The following is a 19429-nucleotide window of genomic DNA, read 5'->3' on the forward strand; positions in this document are numbered from 1 at the left end:
GAAACGCAAGGAGTACCACGGCCATGCCCGTCAGACCTCGACGTTCCTTCGCCCTCGCCGCGGCCGTCGCGACCGCCGCCGCGCTCGGCGCCACCGCGCTCGCCACGACCACCGCGTCGGCGGCCGAAGTCCCGCTCAGCGGCTACGAGTTGACCTGGGGCATCAAGCAGTCGTACCGCACCTATGTGAGCACCTACGCGCAGGGCACCTTCACCGCCACCGACGGCGCCTCGCAGGCCGCGAACAACGGCGTGTTCACCTTCACCGACGGCACGGGCACCTACGACACCACCAGCCACGCCCTGCACCTCACCTTCAAGGGCACTCTCACCGCCAAGTCGACGCTGCACGGCTTCGTGCGGGAGATGTCCGACTTCCAGTACGACAGCGCGGCCGGCACCCTCACCGCCGACCTCGTCTCGGACGGCGGCACCAAGCAGCAGGACGTGACGCTCGCCAAGGTCGCCGCGCCCACCAGCCAGGACCTGAAGGACCTCGGCACCACGCTCACCGCGGCGGCGGGCACCTTCCTCGGCAGCGACTCGTACGCGAACGCGGCGGGCGACCCGCTCTCGGCGCTCAAGCCGGCCTCGACGACGTCCCCGTCCCCGACGCCGACCCCGTCCACCACCCCGACGCAGTCCTCGACCCCGTCGGCCACGCCCACGCAGTCGGCCACGCCGAGCGCCACGTCCTCCTCCTCGCCCTCCGCAAGCCCCTCGGACACGGCCTCCGAACCGGCCACCAAGGGCGACATCGCCGACGGGAGGCTCACCTGGGGCGTGAAGGAGTCGTTCCGCTCCTACGTCGTCGGCAGCGTCGCCAAGGGCAAAATAACCACGTCGGGCGGCGCGACCCAGGCGGCGGGCAACGGCGTCTTCACCTTCACCGGCGCGACCGGCGGCTACGACACGGACGCCGACACCCTCACCGCCGCCTTCGACGGCGCGGTGACCTTCAAGGGCCATGAGGACAACGGGACGTACGGCCTCGACCTCACCTTCACCAACCTCAAGGCCACGCTCGACGGCGGTACCGGCACCCTGACGGCGGACGTCACGAGCCTGGGCGAGAAGTCCGAGGACGTCGTCCTCGCCGACCTCAAGGCGGCCTCCACCGACGTCACCGCGAAGGACGACGTCATCACCCTCGACGACGTCACCACCACCCTCACCGCGGCCGGCGCGAAGGCCTTCGGCGGCTTCTACCAGACGGGCGCCGAACTCGACCCGCTGAACCTGTCGGTGGCCCTCACGGCGGACGCGACCCTCCCCACGGACGGCGCCTCGTCGACGACCGGCAGCGGCTCGTCCGGAACCTCGGGCGGCACCGACAACTCCGGTACGACGGGCTCGACTTCGGGCGGCATCACCGGCTCCACGACGGGCGACGTGACCGGCGCCCTGGCCTCGACCGGCTCCGACGTCCCGGTCGCGGCCCTGGGCACGGCGGCCGCAGTGACCGCGGCGGCGGGCGCGGGCGTGGTCCTCGCGATACGCAGGCGGCGTACGCAGGCGTAAGACTGTGCCCCATGAAGACCAGGGGACACAGAGAACCACCGCCGGAGAGCGGACTGGCGCTGACCCTGACAGGCCGGCCCGGTCCGCCCCGGCCGCCAACCGGCCACCCTGGAGCGGGCATTCGGCGACACCATGGCCTCGCTGCCCTACGCCCCCGCGCCCACTCTGACCTGGCCCGTCACCGGCGGAGCGCCGGCCTGGGATGAACTGGCTACCCATGCGGTGTTTGAATGCCCCCGTGACTGACTACGACGTACTGCGTGTCTTCTGCGGACCCAGCGGCGGATACGGCAACGAACTCTGCGTCGTCCGCGAGGGTTCCGTCATGCCGGACCCGGACGAGCGGCAGGTGTTCGCCGGGAAACTCGGCTTCAGCGAGACCGTGTTCGTCGACGACCCCGAGCGCGGAGTCATCGACATCTACACCCCGACCACCCGCCTGCCCTTCGCCGGCCACCCCTGTGTGGGCACGGCCTGGCTCCTGGACATCCCCGAACTGGTCACCCCCGCAGGCATCGTGGGCGCCCGCCTCGACGGCGAGTTCAGCTGGATCGAGGCCCTTCCGGAGTGGGCGCCACCCCGCACCCTCCGCCAGTACGCCACCGCCCGCGAGGTCGACGCCCTCCCCGTCCCCCCGCCCGGCGAGTGGATCTACGCCTGGGCCTGGGAGGACGAGTCGGCGGGCCGGGTCCGCGCCCGCGCCTTCCCCGGCCGCGACGACGGCATCCACGAGGACGAGGCGACGGGCGCGGCGGCCCTCCTGCTGACGGACCAGCTGGGCAGGGCTCTCAACATCACGCAGGGCGCGGGGTCGCAGATCCTCACGGCGCCGCAGCCGGGCGGTTGGGTGGAGGTCGGCGGCCGGGTGTTCCTGGAACGCTGAGGGTTCGGTAGCGCTGGCTTTCAGGCGGGCGGGCATCTTCAGGGCCGATCGGGGGTCTGGGGGCGGAGCCCCCAGCAACGCACCCGCGGACAACACTCAGGCCGAGAGCGGGAACTCCTCGCCCAGGGCACGGAACACCCCGGTGTTCAGCGCGAACGCCCGCTTGCACTCGGCCACGACCCGCTGCTTCTCCAGGTCGTCGACCTGAACCCCGTCCAGCAGCTCCCGATACCCCCGCTTGAAGGCCGCCGGGTTCCCGATCCCCTCGAACACATAGAACCGCACCCCGTCCCCCTTGCGGGAAAACCCCCAGGTCCGCTCCGCCTTGTCCCGGATGATCTGCCCGCCGGAGAGATCCCCGAGGTAGCGCGTGTAGTGGTGGGCGATGTACCCGGCAGGCCACTCCTCCGCGCACTCCCGCACCCGGTCCGCGTAGGCCTGCGTCGCGGGCAGCGCGGTCAGCCCGGACCGCCAGTCCGCACCCCGCAGATGCGCGAGGTCCCGCTCCAGCGCGGGCAGCCGGAACAACTCGGCCTGTATGAACGCCCCGGCCACCGGATCCGCCGCCAGCCGCTCGGCCCCGGCCTCCAACGCCTCGTAGACGAACCACAGTTGCTCGGTGTAACGGGCGTACGCGTCCACGCCCAGCCGGCCGCCGAGCAGATCGCTCATGAAGGTGGAGGTCTCGGCCTCCACGTGCTGTTCGTGGGAGGCGGTGCGGATGACTGTTGAGAAGGAGTCCATGAGCCCTATCCTCTAAGGCAAGCCTTACCTAAGTCAACAGGTTACCGACACCCTGTCGGCAAAAGCGTACAAGAAGAGACCCGCCCTCGGCAGAGTCGGCTGAGAACGGGTCCCGGGGCGCTGCGCAGGGCGCTACGGCAGGGTGAGGACCTCCGCCCCCGTCTCCGTCACCACCAGCGTGTGCTCGAACTGGGCCGTCCGCTTCCGGTCCTTGGTGACGACCGTCCACCCGTCGTCCCACATGTCGTACTCGTACGTCCCCAGCGTCAGCATCGGCTCGATCGTGAACGTCATCCCGGGCTGGATGACCGTCGTCGCGTGCGGGCTGTCGTAGTGCGGGACGATCAGGCCGGAGTGGAACGACGAGTTGATGCCGTGGCCGGTGAAGTCCCGGACCACGCCGTAGCCGAAGCGCTTGGCGTACGACTCGATGACCCGGCCGATGATGTTGATCTGGCGGCCGGGCTTGACCGCCTTGATCGCCCGGTCCAGGGACTCACGGGTGCGCTCGACCAGCAGCCGGGACTCCTCGTCGACGTCACCGACCAGGTAGGTCGCGTTGTTGTCGCCGTGCACGCCGCCGATGTACGCCGTCACGTCGAGGTTGATGATGTCGCCGTCGCGCAGCACCGTGGAGTCCGGAATGCCGTGGCAGATCACCTCGTTGAGGGACGTGCACAGGGACTTGGGGAAGCCGCGGTAGCCGAGTGTGGACGGGTAGGCGCCGTGGTCGCACATGTACTCGTGCGCGACCTTGTCGATCTCGTCCGTGGTCACCCCCGGCGAGATGATCTTCGCGGCCTCCGCCATCGCCCGCGCGGCGATCCGCCCGGCGACGCGCATCGCCTCGATCGTCTCGGGGGTCTGCACCTCCGGCCCGGTGTACGGGGTCGGCGCGGGCTTGCCGACGTACTCGGGGCGACGGATGTTTCCGGGCACGGGACGGGTGGGGGAGAGCTCCCCTGGTACGAGCAGCGACTGGCCAGACATGCCAGCGAGTCTAACCAGCGGACATGGGGGAACATGGCCGTAGGGAAAGGAGCCGTTGATGGCCCTGTTCAAGAAGCGCACGGTCGGGAAGCCCGGCGAGTGGTACTACTGCCTCGAGCACAAGAAGGTCGAGGAGGGGCCGGACTGCCCCGCCAAGGACCGGTTCGGGCCGTACACCACCCGCGCCGAGGCCGAACACGCGATGGAGACGGCCCGCGAGCGGAACCTCGAGTGGGAGAACGACCCCAAGTGGCACGACGCGGCCAAGGGAGCCGACGACGACTGACCGGCTCGCGCCGGGGTGGGGGTCGGCGGTGGCCTGATCGGGCGGTCACCTGATCACGCCGCGCCACGACGGGCTCCGGCGCCGGGCCGCTCAGGCGTCGGCCGGGGCCGCGGGGGTCGTAGGAGCCGTCTCCGCCTCCGTCGGCTTCGTCGTCGCCCGCTGCGCCTTCAGCCGTAGCGCGTGCTCGTCCGTCCTCGCGTCGTACGACATCAGCTTCGGGAGGCCCGCGGCCAGCAGGCCGACCGCGCCGACGCACAGCAGGCCGCCCGCCCACACCGAGGTCCGTACCCCGGACAGGGCGGCCATGCCACCGGATCTGACCTGGCCCAGCTGGGGGCCCACCGAGTAGGACAGCAGCTCGATCCCGGCGAGCCGGCCGCGCAGCTCGTCCGGGATCGTCTGGTTCCACATCGCCCCGCGGAAGATGCCGCTGACCATGTCGCAGCCGCCCGCGACGGTGAGGAACAGCAGCACCAGCCACACGTTGCCGACCGCGCCCGCGCAGGCGATCGCCGCGCCCCACAGTGCCGCCGCCAGCACCACCATCCGCCCGTGCCGGTGGATCCGCGAGGTCCAGCCGCTGGTCACGCTCACCACCAGGGCGCCGGCCGGGATCGTCGAGTACATCAGCCCCAGCGCCCACGGCGCGTGCAGATCGTCCGCGAGGAACGGCAGCACCGCGAGCGGCATCGCGAAGAACATCGCCGCGAGGTCGATCGCGTACGTCCCGAGGAGTTCCTTGCGGCTCCACGCGTACCGGGCGCCTTCGGCGATCGACCGGAGCGACGGCTTCTGCGCCTCGTGGGCGCCGGGGGACGCTGCGATACGGACGATCAGGACCACGGAGACCACGTACGTCACCGTGTCCGCGGCGTACGCGTACGGCAGCCCCGCGTACGCCACGACCACCCCCGCCACCGCCGGTCCCGTGACCCCGCCGACCGTCCAGCGCAGGGAGTTGAGCGCGGAGGCGGCCGTCATGTGCTCGTGCGCCACGATCCGCGGCCACAGGGAGTCCAGCGCGGGCCGCTGGATCGCGCCGAGGACGGAGGTCAGGGCGGCGATCACATAGAGCGGCCACACGGCGGGGTGCGGCAACAGCGAGTTGACCAGCAGCGCCCCGCACAGCACCCCGAGCCCCACCTCGGTCCACACGATCAACTTCCGCTTGTCCCACGCGTCGGCGAGCGCCCCGCCGTAGAGCCCGAACACGATGAGCGGCACCAGCTCCACGGCTCCGACCGCCCCCACCGCCGCCGCGGAGTTCGTGAGCTCCTTGATCTGCACCGGGACGGCGACGAACGTCAGGAAGCTCCCGAAGTTGGAGATCAGCCCGGCGAGCCAGAGCCTGCGGAAGTCGGCGGACGCGTGCCAGGGGGAGAGGTCGGGGAGGAGGGCGCGGAGGGGGGTTGAGGGTGGGGAGGCGGGGGTGGGGGAGTCGGCGGTCACAACGGGCCACGATCACGTGGTGGCGGGGGTGTGGCAACCGCTTTTCTCGTCCACCTCTCAACTCCCCGAAACAGGTGGGTGGATGGGAAACGTCCTACCAGGGCGCGGGCGGCGGGGCCGTCAAGTGGTCCGTCAGGCGGGACACCCGGTCGCGGAACCGGCGGCGCCCCCGCGTCGCCGGCAGTACGTTCTCCCCGGCCGCCGCGCTCACCAGGTGCTGCACGGTGTCGAGGTCCAGGTCGGTGCCCGGGGGTACGGGGAGCGACTCGTGGGCCAGGGAGGCGAGTTCGCGGTTCCCGGAGCCCAGGGAGAGGACGGTCGCCCCGGCCCGGCGGGCGTCGTGGACCCGTTCCAGGAGCGGGTCACCCGGCCCCTCCGGCGACACGATCAGCAGCGTCTCACCCCGCCGGGCCGCCTCGATCCGCCCGAGCCCGACGGCCAGGTGCGCGGGGTCGGAAGGACGCGCGTCATGTCGTACGAGAGTCGGTGCCAGCTCGGGCGTACCCGACCACGCGGCCTCGTCCACGAGGTGCGCCGCGAGATGCCACGGCTCGTACCCGGGCGTACCCACCAGCAGCAGCCCGCCCCCGTGCGACACCACCGACCCGCGCAACACCCCCGCGAACCGCCGCGTGGCCCCCAACCACTCGGTCCCGGCGAGCACTTCACGCAACAGCGCGACCCGTACGGCATCCATGTCCGCGCATCCTGCCCCAACCGGCCGTTCGTGACGTGGAGTTCACCACGAATTCGCCCAACTTGGGGAGGGGGCGGGCGCATAGGCCCCACAAGGAATCAACGGTCACACAAGGAGTCAAGCCATGACAGAAGTATCCGTGCCCTTCACCGCCGGTCAGGGAGGCCACGCGAGTTACCGCATCCCGGCGGTCGTGGTGACCGCCGCCGGCACCCTCCTCGCGTTCTGCGAGGGCCGGGTCGACTCCGCGAGCGACCACGGCCACATCGAGATCGTCCTGCGCCGCTCCACGGACGGCGGCCTCACCTGGGGCCCGCAGACCGTCGCCGCCGACAACGGCGCCAACCTCGCGGGCAACCCGGCCCCCGTCGTCCTCGACACCGGCCGCATCCTGCTCGTCCACGTCCGCGCCGCCGCGACCGCCACCGAGGACGCCATCCTGCGCGGCAAGGTCACGGCGGCCGACGGGCGCAGGGTGTGGGTGCGGTACAGCGACGACGACGGAGTCACCTGGTCGGCCCCGAAGGAGATCACCGCGCAGGTGAAGAAGCCCGAGTGGCGCTGGTACGCCACCACGCCCGGACACGCGATCCAGTTGAGCACCGGCCGGGTGGTCGTCCCGGGCAACCACACGATCCCGCCCACCGGCACGGACGTGGGCAACGAGGGGAAGTACAACAGCGGGCACTGCCTGCTCAGCGACGACAAGGGCGAGACCTGGTCGATCGGCTACCTCGACGAGAACCCGAACGGCTACGTCAACTGCAACGAGACCACCGCGGCCGAACTCCCCGACGGGCGCGTCTACTTCAACACCCGCAACGACGCGACCGCCCCCGGCCACCGAGCCGACGCGTACTCGGCCGACGGCGGCACCACCCTGGTGAAGCCCTTCCGCCCGCAGGCCGGCCTCACCGCCCCCGTCTGCGAGGCCAGCGTCCTCCAACTCCGCGACCCCGACGTGCTGTTGTACTCCGGCCCCGGCGACCCGGCCGCCCGCGCCCTGATGACCTTGCGCGCCTCCACCGACGACGGCACCACCTGGCGCCCCGTGCACACGGTCGACGGACTGCCCGCCGCCTACTCCGACCTGGTCCGGATCGACGACGACACGGTCGGACTCCTCTACGAGACGGGCGACTTCGGGGCGTACGAGACGATCACCTTCCGGCGGGTGCCCGTGACGGACCTCACCTGAGCCGGTACGGGTGTCGGGGCGGACGTAAAGTCGGCCCATGACCTCTACCGACAGTGCTGCACAGACCCCCGCGACGCCCTCGGGGACCGCTCCCGCGAAGGCCCCCGCCAAGGACCCGTGGGACCTCCCCGACGTCTCCGGACTGGTCGTCGGCGTGCTCGGCGGGACCGGGCCGCAGGGCAAGGGCCTCGCGTACCGGCTCGCCAAGGCCGGCCAGAAGGTGATCATCGGTTCCCGCGCCGCCGACCGCGCGCAGGCGGCCGCCGGGGAGCTCGGTCACGGGGTCGAGGGCGCCGACAACGCCGAGACCGCGCGCCGCAGCGACATCGTGATCGTCGCCGTGCCCTGGGAAGGCCACGGCAAGACCCTGGAGTCGCTGCGCGAGGAACTGGCCGGCAAGCTCGTCGTCGACTGCGTCAACCCGCTCGGCTTCGACAAGAAGGGCGCGTACGCGCTGAAGCCGGAGGAGGGCAGCGCCGCCGAGCAGGCCGCCGCCCTGCTGCCCGACTCGCGGGTCGCCGCCGCCTTCCACCACCTGTCGGCGGTGCTGCTGATGGACACCGGGATCGCCGAGATCGACACGGACGTGATGGTCCTGGGCGAGGAGCGCGCCGACGTCGAGATCGTGCAGGCGCTGGCCGGCCGTATCCCCGGCATGCGCGGCGTCTTCGCCGGCCGGCTGCGCAACGCCCACCAGGTGGAGTCCCTGGTCGCGAACCTGATCTCCGTGAACCGCCGCTACAAGGCCCACGCGGGACTGCGCGTCACGGACGTCTGAGCGGGTGGGGGACACTGGTGGCAACCGACCACCGGTGTCCCCTTTGTTCTGCCGACAGGAGCCGATCCCATGCCCCGCCTCGCCCTCTACGCCCTCGTCGTCTGCCTGCTCGCCGTGGCCGCCGCGGTCGTCTCGTTCGTACAGGGCAGCTGGATCGGGATCGTGTGGGTCCTGCTCGCGGGCCTCTCGTCCAACATGTGCTGGTACTACCTGAAGCGCGGCAGGTCCGTCACTGGCTGATCGAGCAGAACTCGTTGCTGCCCTGCCAGAAGCGGTAGAGGTTCTGACCGCAGTAGGTCTCGAAGTCGCTGATGCCGAGCCCGCGCAGGATCGCGTCGATCACGTCGAAGAAGTACGTGTTGATCGACGGCACCCACAGCAGCGCGAACACGAACAGCAGGCCGAACGGCGCGAACGGCTCCACCTGCCGCTTGATGTTGTACGACAGCCACGGCTCGATCACGCCGTAGCCGTCGAGGCCCGGCACCGGCAGGAAGTTCAGCAGCGCGGCCGTGACCTGGAGCAGCGCGAGGAACGCCAGCGCGAACCGGAAGTCCCGCGGCACCCCGTCCAGCGCGTGCAGCCAGAACGGCGCGGTGCAGACGGCGGCGAACAGCACGTTCGTCAGCGGACCGGCCGCCGAGATCAGGCTGTGCTTCCACCGGCCCCGGATGCGGTTGCGCTCGATGAACACCGCGCCGCCGGGGAGGCCGATGCCGCCCATGATGACGAAGATCACCGGGAGCACGATGCTGAGCAGCGCGTGCGTGTACTTCAGCGGGTTGAGGGTGAGGTAGCCCTTCTCGCCGACCGAGATGTCACCGCTGTGCAGGGCGGTGCGGGCGTGCGCGTACTCGTGCAGGCACAGGGAGACGATCCAGGCCGCCGTCACGAACAGGAACACGGCGACGCCCGGCTGCTCGGCGAACCCGGTCCAGGTGGCCCAGCCGGTCACCGCCGTGACGGCCAGGATCCCGACGAAGACGGGACTGATCCGCCGGTCGCTGGGGCGGGTGGTGGTGGCGGTCATGGGTGGGTGGGCTCCCTGCTGGGTCGGTGGACGCGAAGCCCGACGGTACCGGGCCCAGGGGGAAAACGTCTCGCGAGCGGCAGTCGGTTCCGGGGAAGGTGGGGACATGGGACTCCGGCACGCGTTCTACGACCCCGTCAGGCGTCGACGCCCCGACAACACCCGGAACCACGCCGACCCTGCCCCGGGAACCCGCGCCCGCTGCCGCACCGCCGCCGGCAGGGAGGGCCGGTCGCGGTGCCGCCCCGATCCCGGCAGCCTTCGGGGGCCCGTCCCGAGCCCGTTACCGCGCAGACCTCGACAACCCTCGGGGGCCCATCCCGAGCCCCGGTGCCGCGCCGCCGTCGGCGGGGAGGGCCGGTTGCGGTGCCGCCCCGATCCCGGCAGCCTTCGGGGGCCCACCCGAGCCCGGTGCGGCGCAGACCTCGACAGCTCTCGGGGGCCCGTCCCGAGCCCCGGTGCCGCGTCGCCGTCGGCGGGGAGGGCCGGTTGCGGTGTCGCCCCGATCCCGGCAGCCTTCGGGGGCCCACCCGAGCCCGGTGCGGCGCAGACCCCGACAACTCTCGGGGGACCGTCCCGAGCCCGCTACCGCGCAGACCTCGACAACCCTCGGGGGCCCAACCCGAGTCGGTGCCGCGCCGCCGCCGGCAGGGAGGGCCGGTTGCGGTGCCGCCCCGATCTCGGCAGCCTTCGGGGGCCCGTCCGAGCCCGGTGCGGCGCAGACCCCGAGAAGCCTCGGGGGCCCGGCCCGAGCCCGGTGCCGCCTCCGTCGTCGGCAGACTGTTCCGCGCCGTACGGCACCGTCCCGTCCCGGTGACCGCTTCCGCCGCCTTCGGACACAGCCCGCGCCGTGCCGACCCAACCCCGTGACCGCCTCCGTCGCCAGCAGAGACAATGGACCCCGTGCGCTATCGCATTCTCGGCACCACCCAGGCACTCCGCCCCGACGGTTCGGCCGTCCCGGTCGGCGGGGCGCGGTTGCGTGCCCTGCTCACCGTGCTCGCCCTGCGGCCCGGCAAGGCCGTCCCCGCGAGCCTGCTGGTGGACGAGGTGTGGGCCGGTGACCCGCCCGCCGACGCGACCGGCGCGCTCCAGGCGCTGGTGGGCAGGCTGCGCCGGACGCTCGGCGCCGACGCGATCACCTCGGTGGAGAGCGGGTACCGGCTCGCCGCCGCCCCCGACGACATCGACCTGCACCGTTTCGAGCGGCTGACGGGGGAGGGGCTGCGGGCGCTGGCCGACGGCAACCCCGCGAAGGCGGCGGAGGTCCTGGACGACGCGCTGGCCCTGTGGCACGGCCCGGCCCTGGCCGACCTCCCCGACCGCACCGCGGAGGCGGCCCGCCGGGAGACCCGCCACCTGGACGCCCGCCGCGCCCGCTTCACCGCCGCGCTGGCCCTCGGCGAGGCGGACACCGCCCTGCCCGAACTGACCGCCCTCTGCGACACCCACCCCCTCGACGAACCCCTCCAGGCCCTGCGCCTGCGCGCCCTCCGCGCGACCGGCCGTACGGCGGAGGCCCTGGCCTCCTACGAGGACGTACGCCATTTGCTCGCGGACCGCCTCGGCTCCGACCCGGGTCCCGAACTGCGTTCGCTGCACGGGGAGTTGCTCAACCCGGAGGACCCCGAGCCCGTCGGCGACGCCGACGGCGGCGGACCCTGGCCCGACACCCGCGCCCCCGTCGACCGCGCCCCCGCCACCCCCCTCCCCGGCAACCTCCGCGCCCGCCTCACCTCCTTCGTCGGCCGCGAAGCCGACATCGGTGTCATCCGGAACGACCTCGCCGCCGCCCGCCTGGTGACCCTGCTCGGACCCGGCGGCGCCGGAAAGACCCGGCTGTCGCAGGAGGCCGCCGAGGGGATGCGGGACGCGGCACGGGACGGGGTGTGGCTGGCCGAACTCGCCCCCGTGGACGACCCCGAGGCCGTACCGGAAGCCGTGCTCACCGCCGTCGGCGCGCGCGAGACCGTGATGTACGGCGCCGGTGCCGAGGCGATCAGGGCCGCCGGGGGCGAGCGGCACGACGACCCCGTCGAGCGGCTCGCCGAGCACTGCGGCAGACGCCGGATGCTGCTGATCCTCGACAACTGCGAACACGTCGTGGACGCCGCCGCCCGCCTCGTGGAGACCCTGCTGGAACACTGCCCCGGCCTCACCGTCCTCGCCACCAGCCGCGAACCCCTCGGCGTACCGGGCGAGTTGCTGCGCCCGGTGGAGCCGCTGCCGGCCCCCGTCGCGCTCCGGCTGCTCGCCGACCGGGGCGCCGCCGCCCGGCCGGGGTTCAGGGTCGAGGACGACCCCGAGGCCTGCGCGGAGATCTGCCGCAGGCTCGACGGACTGCCCCTCGCCATCGAGCTCGCGGCAGCCCGGCTGAGGATGTTGACACCACGTCAGATCGCGGACCGCCTCGACGACCGCTTCCGCCTCCTCACCTCCGGCAGCCGTACGCTCCTGCCCCGTCAGCAGACCCTGCGCGCCGTCGTCGACTGGTCCTGGGACCTGCTCGACGCCGACGAACGGGCCGTCCTGAGCACCCTGTCCGTCTTCGCCGGCGGCTGCGAACTCGCCGCCGCCGAGGCCGTCTGCGGCCCCGTCGCCCTCGAGACGCTCGGCTCCCTCGTCGACAAGTCCCTTGTGGTGGCGGCCCCTTCGGGCGACGGCGAGATGCGCTACCGGCTCCTGGAGACCGTCGCCGAGTACGCGGGCGAACGCCTCGACGAGGCCGGGCTGCGCCCCCGCGCCGAGCGCGCCCACCTGACGTACTACCGCGAACTCGCCCGCACCACCGACCCGTTGCTGCGCGGCCCCGGCCAACTCGCCGCCGTGGAACGGCTGGAGCGCGAGTACGAGAACCTCCGCACCGCCCTGCGGCACGCCGTCGCCGAACGCGACGAGCAGGAGGCGATCTGCCTCGTCCTCTCGCTGGTCTGGTACTGGCAGATGCGCGACGTCCGCATCGAGGCCCGCAACTGGTGCGTCGAGGTGATGGCACTGGGCCCCGACCCCTTCGCCGCCCCCGTCCAGCGCGCCACCCCGGTCTGGCAGCGCTGCACCGACGTCCCGCCCCCGCTCACCGGCGAACTCCTCGACGAGGCCCGCCGCGGGGTCCATCTCGCCCATCTCAGCTGGATGGACACCGAGTTGGAGGCCTGGGAGGCCCCGGCGGCCAAGGAGAAACTGCGGCTGATCACCGAGGTCTACGAACCCGGCCAGCCCCAGACCTGCCGTACCCCCGGCATGCTCTGGTTCTACGCCGTGCTCATGACCGGCAGCGTCGAGCGGCTGCCCGGCATCCTCGAGGCCGGGGTCCGCACCTGCCGTGCCACCCCCGGCATGGAGTGGGAGCTGGCCACCACCCTCCAGATGCGCGCCAACATGCTCGCCAACCGCAGCGACTGGGCGGGCGACGCGGCCCGCGACGCCGACGAGTCGCTGGAGATCTTCCGCCGCCTCGGCGACGTCTGGGGCACCGCCGAAGCGCTCTCCGCCCGCGCCGAGGCCCGCGAACGCGTCGGCGAGTACCAGCTCGCCGCCGCCGACTACGAGGCGGCGATCGAACACGCCGAACGGCTCGGCGCCCACGGCCAGACCGCCGTCCTCGGCGCCCGGCTCGGCAGCGCGCTCGTCGAGGGCGGCGAGACGGAGCGGGGCGAGCGCATCCTGCGCGACGTGATCGAGCAGCAGGCGTACCGCACGGGCAACGAGGCGATGCCCGCCGCCCGGATGTTCCTCGCCGGCTACCTCGCCATGACCGGACGGCCCGCGGAGGCACGAGAGCAACTACGCCTGCTGCGCGAGCAGTTCTCCATCTCGCACTTCGTCGTCTTCGACGCGTACATCCTCGGCCTTGAGGCCTGGGTGGCGACGGTCGACGGCCACCACGACGAGGCCCTGGACAAGATCAGGGGGGCGCTGAGCCGGGCGGGCGACCCGTTGTCCGAGGCCATCGCCCCGCACATGACCCCGCTGTACCTGGGAGTGGCCGCGATCGCCCTCGCCGAGATCGACGGCGGCAGCCGGGCCCGTGACGGTGTCCGCTGCCTCGTCACGGCCAGGGCGCTGCTGCCGTCCGGGCACGTCGCGACGTCGATGGAGCGCGAGGTCTACCTCCGGGCCGAGCGGTGCGCGCGGGCCGCGCTCGGCGACGAGGCCTACGAGACCCGCGAGGCCGAGTACGCCGAAGGCGGCGGCCTCTCCGTGGAGGAGGCCGCCGCCCTGGTGCGACGCTGACGCGTACCGGCGGGACGCCACTGGGGAACGTGCCGGTCCGGCCCGGTCAGGTCTTGGTGCGGAACTTGTAGATCGAGATCGGCGCCATCACCGCGGTAAGCCCCACCGACCAGGCGAGGGTCAGCAGCGCGCCATGGGCGACCGGGCCGCCCACCATCAGCCCGCGGGCCGCGTCCGCCAGGGCGGAGAGCGGGTTGTACTCGGTGAAGTTCTGCAGCCAGCCCGGCATCGACTGGGTCGGCGCGAAGATCGACGAGCCGAACTGCAGCGGCATCAGCACCAGGAAGCCCATGGCCTGCACGGACTGCGCGCTCTTCATGGTCACGCCGAGGGTGAGGAACACCCACATCAGGGCCGAGCCGAACACCGCGGACAGCCCGATCGCGGCGAACATGCCGACCCAGTGGTGGATGTGGAAGCCGACCAGGACACCCACGACCATCAGCACCGCGGACGCCACGAGCATGCGCATCATCTCGACCGCGATCTTCGCGATCAGCACCGAGGCGCGCCCGATGGGCAGCGACCGGAACCGGTCCATGACCCCGGTGTGGAAGTCGGTGTTGAAGCCGGTTCCCACCCCTTGGGCCATGTTCATGCCCATCATGGCGAGCAGTCCGGGCACGACGTACTGCACGTACGCCTCCTGCCCGCCGCCCAGCGACTGCCCGATCGAGCCGCCGAAGACGTACACGAACAGCAGCGTGAAGATGACCGGGAACAGGATGGCGTCGAACATCGACTCCGGGTCCTGCCGGATCCACAGCAGGTTGCGGCGGATCAGCGCGCCGGTGTGGCGCAGATGGTTGCGCAGCGGGATACGGGGATCCGCCGCGGCACCGGCGGAATTCACGGCGACGGCGCTCATACGGCGACCTCCTCGCGGTCTTGGGTGGGCACGGAGTCCTGCGGGGCACTGGCGCGGTGGCCGGTAAGGGACAGGAACACCTCGTCCAGGCTGGGCAGTTCGGTGGTGATGGAGGCGATGGTGAGGCCACGGGCGCTCACCGCGCCCACCACGGCGGTCAGTTGCTCGTCGCTGAGGATCGGCACCAGCACGGTCCCGCTCTCCACGTCGACGGTGACGGTGGCCAGGCCGGTGATCCCCAGCTCGTCCAACGCCCGCGCGAGCGGCCGCAGTTGCAGGGGATCGGTGGGCCGGATGCGCAGCGCACGCCCACCGACCTTGGCCTTCAACTCATTGATGGCGCCCTGCGCCACGACCTTGCCGTGGTCGACGACGGTCAACTCGGAGGCGAGCGCCTCGGCCTCTTCCATGTACTGGGTGGTGAGCAGCACGGTCACGCCGCCGCCGACCATGGACTTCACCTCGGTCCACACCTCGTTGCGGGTGCGGGGGTCGAGGCCGGTGGTCGGCTCGTCGAGGAACAGCACCTGCGGGTGCCCGATCATCGAGGCGGCCAGGTCGAGCCGGCGCCGCATGCCGCCGGAGTAGGTGCTCGCCGGACGCCTGGCCGCGTCCGTCAGCGAGAACCGCTCCAGCAGTTCGTCGGCGCGGGCCCGGGAGTCCTTGCGGGACAGGTCGAGCAGCCGCCCGATCATGTACAGGTTCTCCCAGCCGGGGAGCTTTTCGTCCACCGAGGCGTACTGGCCGGTGAGGCCTATCACCCGGCGCAGCTGGCGGGGCTGGCGCAGGACGTCGTAGCCGGCGACGGTTGCCTCGCCGGAGGTCGGGGCGAGCAGCGTGGACAGGATGCGTACGAGGGTGGTCTTACCGGCACCGTTCGGCCCGAGCACACCCATCACGGTGCCCTCCCGGACGTCCAGGTCGACGCCGTCCAGCGCCTTGGTCTCGCCGTAGTGCTTGACCAGCCCCCGCACGGACACTGCCGTGCCGCCGGAGTTCTTGTCGATTCGCGTCATGCAGATGACACTGCCAGGCCCCGCCGACAAACCACCGACATCCCACCGACAGCCACCGACAGCTGACATGCAGGCCGCTACTACCCAGCCCGTCCGGCACCTTGAAACGCAGGCCGCCACTATCCAGCCCGTCCGGCGTTTGAGGACGAGGCCCGTTCAGGGCCGACGGGGGTCTGGGGGCGGAGCCCCCAGGGGCGGGCGGCAGGCGACAACGGGGCAGCCCCGCCGACGGGGGAAGATCGGCGGGGCTGCATGGTGCCGCAATGGCTCAGATGGGCCAGACCGGTCAGTGGACCGAGTGCTCCTCACCAGGGAACGTCCCGCCCACGACATCCTCGGCGAACGCCCTCGCCGCGTCCCCCATGACCCCACGGAGATCCGCGTACTGCTTCACGAACTTCGGCATCTTCCCACCGGTCAGCCCCAACATGTCCGTCCACACCAGGACTTGGGCATCGGTCTCGACCCCGGCCCCGATCCCGACGGTAGGAATGTGCAGCACCCGAGTCACCTCGGCCGCCAACTCCGCCGGAACCAGCTCGAGTACGACCGCGAACGCCCCCGCGTCCTGCACGGACTTCGCGTCCCGCAGCAACTGCTGGGCCGCCTCCTCGCCCCGCCCCTGCACCCGGTACCCCATCGAGTTCACGGACTGCGGAGTGAGCCCGATGTGCGCCATCACCGGAATCCCGGACTCGACGAGCAGCCGGATCTGCTCATGGGACCGCTCACCGCCCTCCAGCTTCACGGCACCCACGCCCGCCTCCTTCACCAGCCGGGTCGCCGAGCGCAGCGCCTGCACCGGACCCTCCTGGTAGGACCCGAACGGCAGGTCGGCGACGATGAGGGCGCGGCTCGTGCCCCGGACGACGGCGGCGGACAGCATGGCCATCTCGTCGAGGGTGACGGGCACGGTCGACTCGTACCCGAGGTGGCAGTTGCCCGCCGAGTCCCCGACGAGCATGACCGGGATGCCGGCCTCGTCGAAGACGGACGCGGTCATCGCGTCGTAGGCGGTGAGCATGGGCCACTTCTCGCCGCGCTCCTTGGCGAGGCCGATGTCGCGGACGGTGATGCGTCGTGTGCCCTTGCCTCCGTACAGCGCCTTGCTGCCGTCGGAGGAGCTGTTCCTGCCAGCCTGGGCAGCCGAAAGCTGCGTCATTGCAACGGCTCCTTCAGTCATCTCGAGGCGCCCTCACGGCGTCCCCGGATCCCCTCCATGGTGGCACCTCGTGCCACGGAGGGCCAGAGGGACCCCTATAGCCCCGGTCACGTCCCGGCCGGTACGTAAGGCCTGAGTAAAAAAATTACGATACGGCACGGTCCCGTATCGTAAATCTCCAGCAGCTCCCTAGGCTGGACCACATGACCACTCCACCCGTCCCTGGCACCCGGATACCCGAAGCGGTGCACCGCCGCCGCTGGGCGATCCTCGGCGTGCTGATGCTGAGCCTGCTCATCGTGGTGCTCGACAACTCGATCCTCAACGTCGCCATCAAGACCATCTCCACCCCGGCCCCGACCGGCCTGGGCGCGACACAGAGCGAGCTGGAGTGGGCGATCAACGCCTACACCCTCGTCTTCGCGGGCCTGCTGTTCACCGCCGGCCTCCTCGGCGACCGGATCGGCCGCAAGAAGGTCCTGCTCGGCGGTCTCCTCGTGTTCGGCATCGGCTCCGCCCTCGCCGCCGAGTCCGGCTCGCCCGACCAGCTCATCGGCTACCGCGCCCTGATGGCGCTCGGCGCCGCCTTCGTGATGCCCGCCACCCTCGCCGTCCTCATGAACGTCTTCGAGCGCGACGAGCAGCCCAAGGCCATCGGCATCTGGGCCGGCGGCGTCGGCCTCGCCATCGCGATCGGCCCGATCACCGGCGGCGTGCTCCTCGACCACTTCTGGTGGGGCTCGGTCTTCCTGATCAACGTGCCCATCGTGCTGGTCGCCCTGGCCCTGATGATCTGGCTGGTCCCCGACTCCCGCGACCCGAAGCCCGGCCGCCTCGACCCGGTCGGCGTCATCCTCTCCGTCGTAGGCCTCGTCCTGCTGGTCTACGGCATCATCGAGGGCGGCGAACTGGCCGACTTCACGGCGCCCAAGGTGCTGTCGACGATCATCGCCGGTGTCGTCGTGCTCGCCGGGTTCGTGTGGTTCGAGAAGCGCAGCGACCACCCGTCGATCGACGTCACGTACTTCAAGAACAAGGTGTTCTCGGCCGCGATCGCCGCCATCGCGCTGGTCTTCTTCGCGCTGATGGGCGTGACCTTCTTCTCGGTCTTCTACACCCAGAGCGTGCGCGGCTACTCGCCGCTGCAGACCGGTCTGTTGATGCTGCCGCTGGCCGCCGCACAGATGATCTTCGCGCCGCGTGCCCGGCTGGTCGTCAACCGGTTCGGCAACAAGGTCACGACCGGTGTCGGCCTGGTGGTGCTCGCCGGCATGCTGGCCGCCTTCGCGACCCTGAAGGCGGACACGCCGATCTGGATCCTGGAGGTCATCTTCTTCCTCATGGGCGCGGGCATGGCCCACGTCATGACCCCGACCAGCGTCGTCATCATGCAGGCCCTGCCGCGCGAGAAGGCGGGCTCCGCGTCCGCGCTGAGCAACACCTTCCGGCAGGTCGGCGGCGCCCTCGGCATCGCCGTCCTCGGCTCGGTGCTGTCCACGGCCTACCGCAACGGCATCGAGGGCAAGCTCGGCTCCGTCCCGGCCGCGCTGCGGGACACCGCCGGCGAGTCCATCGAGGCCACCCTCGGTGTCGCCGCGAAGCTCGGCCCGCAGGGCAGGGCCCTGGTCACCCCGGCCAACGACGCCTTCCTGCACGCCATGCACGTCACCGCCCTGTGCGGTGCGGGCGTCGCGGTCATCGGTGCCGTAGTGGCGTTCGTGTTCCTGCCCGGCAAGCCTCCGGTCCCTCAGGAGGGCAAGGAGGAGCAGGAGTTGGTCGTCGTCGGGGAGTAGCGACGACAATCACCGCGGACGCGAACGGGGGGTACACCGAAGGGACGGAGTGAAGTGAGCCTTGCCGACCACGGCACCGACACCGGCACGGACACCGGCACCGAGAGCCGGACTCGCGCGTGCGCCCCGACCAGGGGACGCCCGCGCAGCGAGGCCGTCGAACGTGCCATCACGGAGGGCGTGATGAAGCTCCTGGAGGACGGCGTGCCACTGGCCGAACTCTCCATCGAGCGCATCGCCCGTACCGCCGGGGTCGGCAAGGCCACCATCTACCGCCGCTGGCCGGGCAAGGAGGAACTGTTCGTCGACGTCGTCCGCGAGGCCGAGCCGCAGGACCCGGAACTGCCCGGCATCTCCCTGCGCGACGACCTCGTGGCCATGACCGAACAGCTGCGCCAGCGCGGCCTGATGACCCGGTCCTCGGCGCTCCTGCACAACGTGTACGCGCAGATGAAGAGCACCCCGAAGCTGTGGGACGCCTACCACGCGACCGTCGTCGAGCCGCGCCGCCGCAGGCAGGTGGAGCTCCTGCGCCGGGGCCAGGAGACCGGTGAACTCCGCACCGACATCGACGCCGAGCTCATGAACGACATGATCGTCGGCCCGATGCTCCTGCGGACCGTCATGCGTTTCGACGCCGATCTCCCCGAGGGACTGTCCGAACTCCTCGTGGACACCGTGCTGGTGGCGCTGCGGCCCGTCGATTCCTAGCCGTTTTCGGATCGCGCGAATGTGCGCGTTCCGTCACAGAAGCCGCTGGAGTCGCGCATGTTCGGAACTCC

The 19429-nt window shown here is 71.5% G+C and carries 17 protein-coding genes; 9 read left to right on the forward strand and 8 right to left on the reverse strand.

Annotated features, from left to right (window positions below; translation table 11 throughout):
- Positions 1-23: 23 nt before the first annotated feature.
- Together OHT77_RS31610 and OHT77_RS31615 are read left to right on the forward strand one after the other, a co-directional pair.
- Positions 24-1520 (forward strand): HtaA domain-containing protein, encoded by a 1497-nt coding sequence (locus OHT77_RS31610; protein WP_328831815.1) that lies wholly within the window; start codon positions 24-26, stop codon positions 1518-1520.
- Between the two features lie 238 nt (positions 1521-1758).
- Positions 1759-2403: a PhzF family phenazine biosynthesis protein gene (locus OHT77_RS31615; protein WP_328831816.1), complete on the forward strand. Its 645-nt coding sequence runs from the start codon at positions 1759-1761 to the stop codon at positions 2401-2403.
- 96 nt (positions 2404-2499) lie between these two features.
- Here the strand turns inward: OHT77_RS31615 and OHT77_RS31620 are convergent, their stop codons facing one another.
- On the reverse strand, positions 2500-3147 hold the full coding sequence (locus OHT77_RS31620; protein ID WP_328831817.1) for a biliverdin-producing heme oxygenase: 648 nt from the start codon (positions 3145-3147) through the stop codon (positions 2500-2502).
- A gap of 132 nt (positions 3148-3279) precedes the next feature.
- Positions 3280-4137, reverse strand: coding sequence for a type I methionyl aminopeptidase (gene map / locus OHT77_RS31625; RefSeq protein ID WP_328831818.1), 858 nt, complete (start codon positions 4135-4137; stop codon positions 3280-3282).
- A 58-nt stretch (positions 4138-4195) separates the two neighbouring features.
- Here map and OHT77_RS31630 point away from each other — a divergent pair, with 58 nt between their 5' ends.
- On the forward strand, positions 4196-4423 hold the full coding sequence (locus OHT77_RS31630; protein ID WP_328831819.1) for a hypothetical protein: 228 nt from the start codon (positions 4196-4198) through the stop codon (positions 4421-4423).
- Positions 4424-4513: 90 nt separating this feature from the next.
- Here the strand turns inward: OHT77_RS31630 and OHT77_RS31635 are convergent, their stop codons facing one another.
- Positions 4514-5872, reverse strand: a complete 1359-nt coding sequence (locus tag OHT77_RS31635) for an MFS transporter (RefSeq protein WP_328831820.1) — start codon at positions 5870-5872, stop codon at positions 4514-4516.
- Positions 5873-5966: 94 nt separating this feature from the next.
- Positions 5967-6569: a hypothetical protein gene (locus OHT77_RS31640; protein ID WP_328831821.1), complete on the reverse strand. Its 603-nt coding sequence runs from the start codon at positions 6567-6569 to the stop codon at positions 5967-5969.
- Between the two features lie 124 nt (positions 6570-6693).
- Here OHT77_RS31640 and OHT77_RS31645 point away from each other — a divergent pair, with 124 nt between their 5' ends.
- From OHT77_RS31645 to OHT77_RS31655, 3 genes are all read left to right on the forward strand, one after another.
- On the forward strand, positions 6694-7767 hold the full coding sequence (locus OHT77_RS31645) for a sialidase family protein (protein WP_328831823.1): 1074 nt from the start codon (positions 6694-6696) through the stop codon (positions 7765-7767).
- Positions 7768-7804: 37 nt separating this feature from the next.
- Positions 7805-8545: an NADPH-dependent F420 reductase gene (gene npdG / locus OHT77_RS31650; protein ID WP_328831824.1), complete on the forward strand. Its 741-nt coding sequence runs from the start codon at positions 7805-7807 to the stop codon at positions 8543-8545.
- Positions 8546-8614: 69 nt separating this feature from the next.
- Positions 8615-8785: a hypothetical protein gene (locus tag OHT77_RS31655; RefSeq protein WP_266768013.1), complete on the forward strand. Its 171-nt coding sequence runs from the start codon at positions 8615-8617 to the stop codon at positions 8783-8785.
- Here the strand turns inward: OHT77_RS31655 and OHT77_RS31660 are convergent.
- Positions 8775-9575: a site-2 protease family protein gene (locus tag OHT77_RS31660; protein WP_328831825.1), complete on the reverse strand. Its 801-nt coding sequence runs from the start codon at positions 9573-9575 to the stop codon at positions 8775-8777. The genes OHT77_RS31655 and OHT77_RS31660 overlap by 11 nt on opposite strands.
- Positions 9576-10469: 894 nt before the next feature.
- On the opposite strand from OHT77_RS31660, the gene OHT77_RS31665 reads away from it, so the two are divergent.
- A complete protein-coding gene (locus OHT77_RS31665; protein ID WP_328831826.1) occupies positions 10470-13808 on the forward strand; it encodes an AfsR/SARP family transcriptional regulator in 3339 nt (1112 codons plus the stop codon).
- A 46-nt stretch (positions 13809-13854) separates the two neighbouring features.
- Here OHT77_RS31665 and OHT77_RS31670 read toward each other — a convergent pair whose 3' ends face one another.
- The 3 genes from OHT77_RS31670 to panB all read right to left on the reverse strand — a co-directional run bounded on the left by OHT77_RS31670 (position 13855) and on the right by panB (position 16854).
- On the reverse strand, positions 13855-14676 hold the full coding sequence (locus tag OHT77_RS31670; RefSeq protein ID WP_266768009.1) for an ABC transporter permease: 822 nt from the start codon (positions 14674-14676) through the stop codon (positions 13855-13857).
- Positions 14673-15692, reverse strand: coding sequence for an ATP-binding cassette domain-containing protein (locus OHT77_RS31675; RefSeq protein ID WP_328831827.1), 1020 nt, complete (start codon positions 15690-15692; stop codon positions 14673-14675). The genes OHT77_RS31670 and OHT77_RS31675 overlap by 4 nt, the downstream gene beginning before the upstream one ends.
- Positions 15693-15978: 286 nt before the next feature.
- A complete protein-coding gene (panB, locus tag OHT77_RS31680; RefSeq protein WP_328831828.1) occupies positions 15979-16854 on the reverse strand; it encodes a 3-methyl-2-oxobutanoate hydroxymethyltransferase in 876 nt (291 codons plus the stop codon).
- 203 nt (positions 16855-17057) lie between these two features.
- Here panB and OHT77_RS31685 point away from each other — a divergent pair, with 203 nt between their 5' ends.
- Positions 17058-18647, forward strand: a complete 1590-nt coding sequence (locus tag OHT77_RS31685; RefSeq protein WP_328831829.1) for an MFS transporter — start codon at positions 17058-17060, stop codon at positions 18645-18647.
- Between the two features lie 54 nt (positions 18648-18701).
- Positions 18702-19358: a TetR/AcrR family transcriptional regulator gene (locus tag OHT77_RS31690; RefSeq protein WP_328831830.1), complete on the forward strand. Its 657-nt coding sequence runs from the start codon at positions 18702-18704 to the stop codon at positions 19356-19358.
- The last annotated feature ends 71 nt before the right edge of the window (positions 19359-19429 follow it).

Source organism: Streptomyces sp. NBC_00252 (genome assembly GCF_036187565.1).
Lineage (GTDB): Bacteria > Actinomycetota > Actinomycetes > Streptomycetales > Streptomycetaceae > Streptomyces.